This window comes from bacterium, assembly GCA_028820935.1.
GTDB lineage: Bacteria > Actinomycetota > Acidimicrobiia > Spongiisociales > Spongiisociaceae > Spongiisocius.
Map to the genome: position 1 here is coordinate 1 of JAPPHZ010000002.1, position 9,669 is coordinate 9,669.

Genomic DNA, 9,669 nt, shown 5'->3' on the forward strand with positions numbered 1-9,669 from the left:
CCACCCAGCCCACGACCGCCGAGACAACACAAGCCCCCGAAACGACCACCACCACACAAGCCCCCCAGACCACTACCACCACACAAGCCCCCGAAACCACCACCACGACACAGGCGCCCGAGACGACCACAACCACGCAGGCCCCCGAGACGACCACAACTACGCAGCCCCCCGAAACCACGACCACCACGCACGTACCGGAGACCACCACAACCACGCAGGCCCCGGCCAGGTCGAGTGTTTCGGGGGTGGCGGATCCGACCCGTGCCCAGATAGCGCAGGTCGAGGGCGTGTCCGAGTTGATCACGCCCAACGACGAGTTCTACGTGGTCGACACCGCTATCGGCGTTCCCCAGGTCGATCATCGAACGTGGACGCTCTCGTTCACCGGACGGGCGGACAACCCCTTCAGCATCACGTACGACGAGTTGCTGGCCATGCCGCTGGTGGAGCGCTACATCACGCTCTGCTGTGTGTCGAACCGGGTGGGCGGGGGTCTGGTGGGCAACGCCAAATGGCTGGGGGTACCCCTGCGGACCTTGGTCGAGAGGGCCGGCGTCCGCCCGGACGGGAACCAACTGGTCGGCCGCTCAGTGGACCGGTTCACGGTCGGCTTTCCCACCGCCGCAGTGTTCGACGGTCGGGAGGCTCTGGTGGCGATCGGGATGAACGGCGAGCCGCTCCCGCTGAAGCACGGGTTCCCGGCCCGCCTCGTCGTCTCGGGGCTGTACGGGTACGTGTCCGCCACCAAGTGGCTGACGGAGGTGGAGTTCACGGGATGGAACGACTTCGACGCCTACTGGGTCCCGAGAGGATGGGCCAAACAGGCGCCTATCAAGACCCAGTCGCGGATCGACACACCCCGGGAGGGGAACATCACGGCCGGAACCAACGTCATCGCCGGGGTCGCGTGGGCCCAGACCCGGGGCATCTCGAGGGTACAGGTGCGGGTCGACGACGGTGACTGGACGAACGCGCACCTCCCCCAGGAACTGTCTATCGACACCTGGCGGCAGTGGTACCTGGAGCATGACTTCACGCCCGGCGCCCACACGATCGCGGTCAGGGCCACCGACGGCACCGGCCGGACCCAGACCGACAGTGTCCGCCCGCCCCGGCCCGACGGAGCAACCGGATACCACACCATCCAGGTGCACGCCGCCTGACGCCGGAAGCTCCCTGGCCACGGGCCACAGCCTCCCTCTCGGACTACTGGTGTATTAGTACACTAGTACACTAGTGTGTTATGCTCCCGGACATGTGGCCTGCGCCGAGTTGGTCCTGATGGAGTAATCCCATGAACATGCCCGATCGCAACTGGAGAACCCCGGACATCGACGCGCTATGCCGCGCCCTGCTCAGCCTCGAGACGGTTGACGAGATGGCGCTCTTCCTCCGGGACCTGTGCACCCGCACCGAGATCGAAGGGCTGTCGAACCGGTGGGAGGTGGCCACGCTGCTCGAGTCCGGCCTCCCCTACCGGCACGTGTCCGAGCAGACCGGCGCCTCCGTCACCACCGTGGGCCGGGTCAACGAATGGCGGCGGTTCGGGACGGGGGGATACCGCATCGCCCTCGACCGGCTCGACAGGGGAGACCACGATGCCCGGTAGATCGCTCCGCGTCGCGGTACCCAACAAGGGCCGGCTCCGGGAACCCACCATCGCCCTCCTCAGGGAAGCCGGTCTGTCGTTCGAGCAGAGCGAACGGGTCCTGTCGGTCAGGGTTCGCAACGCCGACATCGAGCTCCTCTTCGTGCGGGCCGAGGATGTGGTGGATCTGGTCGAGACCGGCGTGGCAGACCTGGGCGTGACCGGGCTCGACCTGCTCGAGGAACTGGGGCGCGGGAACGGGGCCGAACACGTGACCACCCTGCTGGCGCTCGGCTACGGCCGGTGTTCCCTGACCGTGGCGGTCCCGGTCGATTCCCCGGTCCGGGAACCGGAGGACTTCGGCGACCGGATGGCGGTTGCCACCTCACACCCCAACCTGACCAGGAGGTACTTCTCGGAGCTCGGGAGCCGGGTACTCGTGAAACGGCTGCGCGGCTCGGTCGAGGTCGCTCCCAAGCTGGGGTTCGCGAGCGCCGTGGCCGACCTGGTGTCCACGGGAAGCACCATGCTCATCAACGGTCTCCGGCCCGTGGCGACCATCATGCAGAGCGAGGCGGTGCTGATCGGCGCCAACGGGGCGGACGTCCCGGGCCTCGATCGGCATCAGCCCGAGATCGAGAGGGTGGTGACTGCGATCGAGTCGGTGCTGGCCGGCAGGAAGAAGCGCTACCTGTTGCTCAATGCTCCCCGCGAGACTACGGAGAGGATCACCGCCCTCATTCCGGGCCTCGAGGCTCCCACCGTCATCCCGCTGGCGGAGGACGGCATGGTGTCGATCCACTCGGTGGTGGGTCGCGACGAGGTCTGGAACCTGCTACCCCTGCTCAAGGAAGCCGGGGGACGGGACATCCTGGTCCTACCGATCGGGCAATTGATCCCGTGAGCTCTCCCGACTCCTCCCGCCTGTTGAGGGTGCGCCGGTTGTCCGGCCTCGACACCCGCTCCCGCCGGGAGATACTCAGCCGGACGGCCGTACCCGACTCCGGGGTTCGCACGGTCGTCGCCTCCATCTGCCGGATGATCCGCCGGGACGGCGACCGGGCGCTCGCGGAGGCCGGAGCCTCCTACGGCGGCGGGCGGCCCGATCCCAGGGTGACACCGTCCGAGATCTCCCAAGCCCTCGACAATGCCGAACCCGGCGTTCGCAAGGCCCTCGAAGGGGCCATCGACGCGGTGCGGCGCCACCACGAGACCCAGAAACCCCCCAACAGCTCGCACGAGACCGCTCCCGGCGTCCGGATCGACCGCCTTTGGGCCCCTCTCCGGCGGGTGGGGGCGTACGTGCCCGGGGGCAAGGCCGGCTATCCGTCCAGCCTGGTCATGACGGTGGTCCCGGGCCAGGTCGCGGGAGTCGCCGAGATAGCGGTGGCGACCCCCTGTGACGGGAGCGGAAGGATCGACCCCACCCTGCTGGCTGCGGCCGGGCTGCTGGGTGTGGAGGAGGTATACGCCATGGGCGGCGCCCAGGCCATCGCCGCCCTCGCCTACGGCACCAAGAGCATCCCCTCCGTGGACAAGATCGTGGGGCCGGGCAACGCCTGGGTGACCGCCGCCAAGCTCGAGGTCTTCGGCGCCTGCGCCATCGATCTGCCGGCCGGTCCTAGCGAAGTCCTGGTGGTGGCCGACCACACCGCCGACCCCCGACTGGTGGCCATCGACCTGCTCTGCCAGGCCGAGCACGGCCCCGACTCGCCGGCTGTCCTGGTCACCACCGACCCGGGGCTGGCGACCGGGGTGGAGACCGAGATCGCCGGCCTTCTGCCTCTACTCCCCCGTCGGGACATTTTGGGGGCCGCCCTGGCCGACCACGGCTGGATCCTCGTAGCCGATACCATCCGCGACGCGGTGGGCTTCGCCAACGAGTACGCGGCCGAACACGTCTCGGTGCTCACCGCCGACGCGCCGGAGACCGCCGCCGGAGTCGTCAATGCCGGGTCGGTCTACGTGGGCCGGTGGTCACCGGAGTCCGCGGGCGACTACGCCACCGGCGCCAACCACGTGCTCCCGACCGGAGGACTGGCCAGATCGCACGGACCGCTGGGGGTGGACGACTTCGGGTCGTGGCGGCAGGTCCAGACGCTGACCAGGGAAGGCCTGGCCACCATCCGCCCGGTCATCGAGGAACTCGCCGCGGCCGAGGGTCTGGACGCCCACCGGATGGCAGCCTCCATGCGTTTCGATCCGACCATCACCCGAACCACCACCGACAGCGAGGAGGCCTGAATGCCCCGTAAAGCCACCTGCCGGCGCACCACCAAGGAGACCCGGGTATCGGTGACGCTCGACCTCGACGGGGACGGCGACGCCACTGTCCGGACCGGGATCGGGTTCTTCGACCACCTGCTCACCTCGCTCGCCCACCACGCCCTGTTCGATCTGAACGTCACCACGGAAGGCGACGTGGAAGTGGACGACCACCACACGGTGGAGGACACCGCCCTGTGCGTCGGTGAGGCGCTCGGCGACGCCCTGGGAGACCGCACCGGCATCCACCGTTTCGGCGACGCCCGGGTGCCGATGGACGAGGCCATCGGCACAGCCACCGTGGACGTGGGTGGCCGGCCCTACTCCGTGATCGACCTGGAACTGGCCAACCCCTTCATCGGCAACCTGACCGCCCAGAACATCCCGCACGCTCTGGAGTCATTCGCCCGGTCCGCCGGGATCACGATGCACCTGACCGCCACCGGACGGAACGATCATCACGTCGCCGAGGCCGCTTTCAAGGCCCTGGCCAGGGCTCTCCGGGCCGCCGTCGCCCCCGACCCGCGCCGCAGCGGGATGCCGTCCACCAAGGGAACGCCAACCCAGGAGGGCCCATGACCTCTCCGCCCCTGGTGGCGGTGATCGATCATGGCGCCGGCAACCTGGTCTCGATCAGCCAGGGCCTGGAGCGGGCCGGGGCCAGGGTGGCCGTCGCCACCGGTCCGGCCGACCTGTCCGGCGCCGCGGCGGTCGTCCTGCCGGGCGTGGGCGCGCCCGGCGCCGCCATGAGGCGGCTGACGAACGAAGGTCTGGTGGAACCGCTCAGGTCGTGGAAGGGACCGCTCCTCGGCATCTGCATCGGCCTGCAGCTGTTCTTCGAGGTGAGCGACGAGGACGGCCAGTCCTGCCTGGGCCTGGACCGGGGGCGGGTGCGGAAGCTCGAGGATGCTCCGCTGCTCCCCCACATCGGATGGAACGACCTGATCTTCCCGCCGAACGGCCGGCGGGACCCCCTGTTCGACGGCATTTCCCCGGAAGCGACCTTCTACTTCGTCCACAGCTACGCACCCGTCCCCGAGGACCCGGCCATCACCATCGCCTACGCCGAGTACCCCCACCCTTTCGCGGCCGCCGTCCGAAGCGCCGGCAGGATCGGTGTCCAATTCCACCCGGAGCGGAGCGGTGATCAGGGTCTCCGGGTCCTCGCCAACTTCGTGTCCGAAGTCCAGGAGTGGTCCCGCGCGGCCGGCGGTTCCGGGGGCGCCGGATGACCCTGAGAACGCGCATCATCGCCTGCCTCGATGTGAAGCACGGACGGGTGGTGAAGGGGGTCAACTTCGTCAACCTCACCGACGAGGGCGATCCCGTGGAACTGGCCGGCCGTTACGCCCGGGAGGGGATGGACGAGATCGTCTACCTCGATATCGCTGCTTCCCCCGAGGGCCGGTTCGCCTTCCTGGACGTGGTCCATCGCACCGCTGAGAACGTCTTCGTCCCGCTGACGGTGGGCGGCGGCGTGCGGGAGGTGGACGACATGCGCCGGGTGCTGCGGGCCGGGGCGGACAAGGTATCGCTGAACACCGCCGCAGTGCGCGACCCGGACCTCCTGGATCGGTGTGCCGATGCCTTCGGGAGCCAGTGCGTGGTGCTCGCCATCGACGCCAAGGCCATGCCGGGAGGGTCGTGGAACATCTTCGTGACCGGCGGGCGTCACGACACCGGACGTGACGCGGTGGAGTGGGCCACGGAAGGGGTCGCCCGCGGCGCCGGCGAGATCCTGCTGACCTCCATGGATCGGGACGGCACCAACATCGGCTTCGATACAGAGTTGCTCCGGACGATCACCGGCGCGGTGGACGTACCCGTGATCGCGTCGGGCGGCGCCGGGCGGCCCAGCCACTTCGTCGAAGCGGTGGAGGCCGGGGCGTCGGCGGTGCTGGCCGCCTCCATCTTCCACCGGCGCGAGGTGGAGCTGGGCGAGATCAAGCGGGTGATGAGCGAGGCAGGGATACCGGTCCGCCGTGTCTGACCTGTCCATCACCTGGGACGACCGCGGGCTGGTTCCCGCCATCGTCCAGCACCACCGTACGGGCGAAGTGCTGATGATGGCGTGGATGGACTCAGAGGCGCTGGGCCTCACCCTGTCCAGCGGCCAGGTGCACTTCTGGTCCCGGTCCCGCCGGCAACTGTGGAAGAAGGGCGAGACCAGCGGCAACACGCTCCGGCTGGTCGGGATCGGGGCGGACTGCGACCGGGACACGCTGGTGGTGAAGGTCGCTCCCGCCGGGCCGGCCTGCCACACGGGCCACCGTACCTGCTTCGAGAACCTCGACGGCGGGGACGATCCCGCTCCGCAGGGTTTCGCCGACCTGGAACGGCTGTGGCAGACCATCGCCGACCGGATCTCATCGGCGTCTGCGACCGGTTCCTACACTGCGCGGCTGGCCGAGGGCGGAGCACCTGCCACCGGACGCAAGCTGATCGAAGAGGCCTCGGAACTGGCCGAGGCGGCCCTCCTCCACCACGCGGGCCGGGCCGACGACCGGCGGGTAGCCGAGGAGGCGGGAGACGTCATCTACCACCTGCTGGTCCTGCTGGCGGAACGGGGTGTCAGCGCCCGAGAAGTGGTCGAGGAATTGGCCTCCCGCCGCCGGACAGCGTCAGAGCGGCAGTGACGCACCCGGATTCCGGCGCCAATCGTTAACCGGCGTGGCGCCGGTAGTCTCCGAGCATCGAGCGAGGGGAACGGGGCATGATCGAGGAACGGATCCGCAAGGCGCCGTCGGGTGTGCTGGCGCTGCTGGTCCTGCTGCTGCTGTTCGCCCTCGACATCTACATGCTGATCAGAGGCATCATCGACGGGACTCTCTGGCTGATCCTGGTCACATCGTTACTGATCCCGATCCTTCTCATCCTGTCCGCAGGCCTGTTCACGGTGGCCCCGAACGAGGCCCGTGTCCTCCAGTTATTCGGAAGCTACGTGGGCACGGTCCGCGACACCGGACTCCGGTACACCAATCCCCTCTACTCGAAGCAGCGCATCTCGGTACGGGTCCGCAACTTCGAGACGGAACGTTCGAAGGTCAACGACATCGACGGCAACCCGATCGAGATGGCGGCGGTGGTGGTCTGGAAGGTGGCCGACACCGCCGAAGCCAGCTTCGAGGTGGACGACTACGTCAACTTCGTGCACGTCCAGAGCGAGTCAGCCGTGCGCAACCTGGCCACCCGCTATCCGTACGACACGCAGAAGGAGGGACAGATCTCGCTGCGCGGCGACACCGAGGAGATCGCCGACCAGTTGAAGACCGAGATCCAGGGCAGGCTCGGCACGGCGGGGGTGGAAGTACTCGAGTCCCGGATCACCCACCTGGCCTACGCGCCCGAGATCGCGTCGGCGATGCTCCAGCGCCAGCAGGCCGGGGCCATCATCGCCGCCCGCAGCCAGATCGTGGAGGGTGCGGTGAGCATGGTCGAGATGGCGCTCGCAGGACTGTCCACCCGCGGGATCGTCGAACTCGACGAGGAGCGCAAGGCCAACATGGTGAGCAACCTGCTCGTGGTCCTGTGCGGCGACAAGGCCACCCAACCGGTACTGAACACCGACACGCTCTAGGGAGAACGGCCCCGGAGGCGGCTTCCGGGCTACGGAGAGCATCCTTCTACACTCCGCTCGTGTCAGATCAACCACTGGTCAGACTGGTAGATGTCGGATTCTCCGCCTCGGGCTCTGTGATCCTGCGCGGCGTGGACCTGACGGTCGAAGCCGGTGAGATAGTGGGGATCAGCGGACCCAACGGGGCAGGCAAGACAACCCTCCTGCGCCTCCTGGCCACCTTGCACCGGCCCACCTCCGGCAACTGCGCCGTGCTGGGGGCGGACACCGGCGCCCGCCCCCAGGATCTGGTGCGCGTCCGGCGAAAGATCGCCCTGATCGGCCACTTCCCCGCTCTCTGGCCCGAGCTGACCCTCAGGGAGAACGTGAACCTTCCGGCCGGATTACGCGATGGTCCCGCGGATGGCGACCCCCTCCGCGCCGTAGGGTTGGCGGACGTCGCCGGGTTGAAGGCCGCGCAGGCTTCCCTGGGGATGCAACGCCGGGTGGAGTTCGCCCGCCTCCTCGCCTGGACGCCCCGGTTGCTCCTCCTGGACGAACCGCACGCTGGCCTGGACGAGGCCGCCGCCCCGCTCGTGGACCATCTCGTCGGCCGGGTAACCGACGGGGACGGTGCGGTGGTGATGGTCTCGCACGACCGGCACCGGGCGGGCTCGCTGCTCACCCGCAGGTTGTCGGTTAACGCCGGAACGGTCCTCGAGGCGCCCGTATGACCCCGCGAGCCTTCTGGAAGCAGGTCCGGTGGGTATTCACCAAGGATCTGCGGGTCGAGGTCCGGGGTGGGGTGACGCTCCGGATGGCGACCCCGTTCGCCGCCCTCGCCCTTCTCCTGGCGCCCCTCGCCATCGGCGCAGACACCGCCCTGCTCCGCCGGATCGGTCCGGGCATGCTATGGCTGGTGGTGATCCTGTTCGGCATGACGGTCACCTTCGGGTCCGGCGCCCGCGAGTCCGGCCCGGTCAGGGATCTACTCACCCTGAGCGGGCTCGACCCCGCCGCCGGCTTCCTGGGGCGGAGCCTGGCGAGCGCCGTCCTGCTGTTCGGTGTGACCGTGGTGCTTGCCCCGCTGATGATCGTCCTGTACGCACCGGAGGGAAACCCGGGTTGGGGTTGGCTGGCCCTGCTGGCGATCGCGGGCGTAATGGCGCTGGGTCTGCTGGGATCGCTCGTAGCCACGCTCGTCACAGGTCTAAGGGAGCGCACCGCGCTCGGGCCGTTGCTGGCAATACCTCTGGCCGTTCCGGTTCTCCTTGCCACCGCCCGAGGCACGGATTCCGCCATCGCCGAACAAGGTAGCCTTTCCTGGTTGCTCCTGCTGGTGGCCATGAACCTGGCCCTCGTCATCGTCGGCGTGCTGCTGGCGGGGCCCATGGACGAGACCACCCGGTAAGGACGTCATGGCACTGCCTCCGCTGCCGCACGTAGCCCGACCTTTCAACGACCGGGTCAGATGACCCACGAAGCCGCCACCCTGCACCCGAGGTCCCGGGCCATAACCGCTGCCGGCGCGGTGGCCCTGTGCCTTACAGCGGTCGGCCTCTACATGTCGCTCACCGCGCCGGATGAGGAGACCCAGGGAGAAGCCGCCCGGCTGCTGTTCGTCCACGTCCCGTCCGCGATCACCGCCTACATCGCTCTCGGCGCCGGCCTGGTGATGGCGGTCTGGTACCTGATCCGCCGCTCCCCGGCGGCTGACCTGGTGTCGGCCGCCGCTATCGAGGTCGGCGTGCTGTTCACGGCCATCACCCTGCTCACCGGCATGATCTGGGGCCGCTTCGTCTGGGGGGTTTGGTGGGACTGGGGAGACGCCCGGATGGTGTCCACCGCCGTGCTGTTCTTCTTCTACCTGGGCTACCTGGCACTGCGCCGGTCGATCACGGACCCTCGGGTGCGGGCGGTCCGCTGCGCCGTGCTGGGGATCGTGGGATTCGTGCAGGTGCCGATAGTGCACTACTCGGTGCTGTGGTTCCGGACCCTCCACCAGGGTCCCTCCATCATCCGTCCCGACCTGGCCAACAGCACCATGGACGCCGCCTTCGTCGCCCCCCTGGGCGTCGTACTCGCCGCCTTCGTCGCCGCCCTCGCCCACCTGGTGACGATCCGGGCCCGCATCGCCCGCCTCGAGGCGGCGGTTGCCGGGTCCGCAGCCGCATCGCAACCGGTCGGCGCGTCGGTCGGCCCTCCTAGTGGTCTGTCTGTGTAATGGCGGTGTGGTATGGCGAGGCAGCGGTGTTCC

General features: G+C 68.8%; 12 protein-coding genes. All 12 read left to right on the forward strand.

What is annotated here, in order from left to right; all coding sequences use genetic code 11:
• Window positions 1-1,166 (forward strand): molybdopterin-dependent oxidoreductase (locus OXM57_00210; protein ID MDE0351105.1); only part of this gene is annotated, 1,166 nt, incomplete at its 5' end.
• Window positions 1,167-1,297: 131 nt separating this feature from the next.
• Entirely contained in the window at window positions 1,298-1,612 is a 315-nt protein-coding gene (locus tag OXM57_00215) for a YerC/YecD family TrpR-related protein (GenBank protein MDE0351106.1), read from the forward strand.
• Window positions 1,602-2,495 carry an ATP phosphoribosyltransferase gene (gene hisG / locus OXM57_00220; GenBank protein MDE0351107.1) on the forward strand — a complete coding sequence of 298 codons (894 nt, stop codon included), beginning with the start codon at window positions 1,602-1,604 and terminating at the stop codon, window positions 2,493-2,495. Before OXM57_00215 ends, hisG begins: the two co-directional genes overlap by 11 nt.
• The gene (gene hisD, locus OXM57_00225; protein MDE0351108.1) at window positions 2,492-3,835 is read left to right on the forward strand and encodes a histidinol dehydrogenase; all 1,344 of its coding nucleotides are present in this window, start codon (window positions 2,492-2,494) and stop codon (window positions 3,833-3,835) included. Before hisG ends, hisD begins: the two co-directional genes overlap by 4 nt.
• Window positions 3,836-4,435, forward strand: a complete 600-nt coding sequence (hisB, locus tag OXM57_00230; GenBank protein ID MDE0351109.1) for an imidazoleglycerol-phosphate dehydratase HisB — start codon at window positions 3,836-3,838, stop codon at window positions 4,433-4,435.
• Window positions 4,432-5,088, forward strand: coding sequence for an imidazole glycerol phosphate synthase subunit HisH (hisH, locus tag OXM57_00235; GenBank protein MDE0351110.1), 657 nt, complete (start codon window positions 4,432-4,434; stop codon window positions 5,086-5,088). The genes hisB and hisH overlap by 4 nt, the downstream gene beginning before the upstream one ends.
• Window positions 5,085-5,846: an imidazole glycerol phosphate synthase subunit HisF gene (gene hisF / locus OXM57_00240; GenBank protein MDE0351111.1), complete on the forward strand. Its 762-nt coding sequence runs from the start codon at window positions 5,085-5,087 to the stop codon at window positions 5,844-5,846. Before hisH ends, hisF begins: the two co-directional genes overlap by 4 nt.
• Window positions 5,839-6,492 carry a bifunctional phosphoribosyl-AMP cyclohydrolase/phosphoribosyl-ATP diphosphatase HisIE gene (gene hisIE, locus OXM57_00245; GenBank protein ID MDE0351112.1) on the forward strand — a complete coding sequence of 218 codons (654 nt, stop codon included), beginning with the start codon at window positions 5,839-5,841 and terminating at the stop codon, window positions 6,490-6,492. The genes hisF and hisIE overlap by 8 nt, the downstream gene beginning before the upstream one ends.
• Window positions 6,493-6,569: 77 nt before the next feature.
• Entirely contained in the window at window positions 6,570-7,433 is an 864-nt protein-coding gene (locus OXM57_00250) for an SPFH domain-containing protein (protein ID MDE0351113.1), read from the forward strand.
• A gap of 59 nt (window positions 7,434-7,492) precedes the next feature.
• Window positions 7,493-8,146: an ATP-binding cassette domain-containing protein gene (locus tag OXM57_00255; protein MDE0351114.1), complete on the forward strand. Its 654-nt coding sequence runs from the start codon at window positions 7,493-7,495 to the stop codon at window positions 8,144-8,146.
• Window positions 8,143-8,823, forward strand: coding sequence for a heme exporter protein CcmB (locus OXM57_00260; protein ID MDE0351115.1), 681 nt, complete (start codon window positions 8,143-8,145; stop codon window positions 8,821-8,823). Before OXM57_00255 ends, OXM57_00260 begins: the two co-directional genes overlap by 4 nt.
• A 60-nt stretch (window positions 8,824-8,883) precedes the next feature.
• On the forward strand, window positions 8,884-9,636 hold the full coding sequence (gene ccsA / locus OXM57_00265) for a cytochrome c biogenesis protein CcsA (GenBank protein MDE0351116.1): 753 nt from the start codon (window positions 8,884-8,886) through the stop codon (window positions 9,634-9,636).
• Window positions 9,637-9,669: the final 33 nt, after the last annotated feature.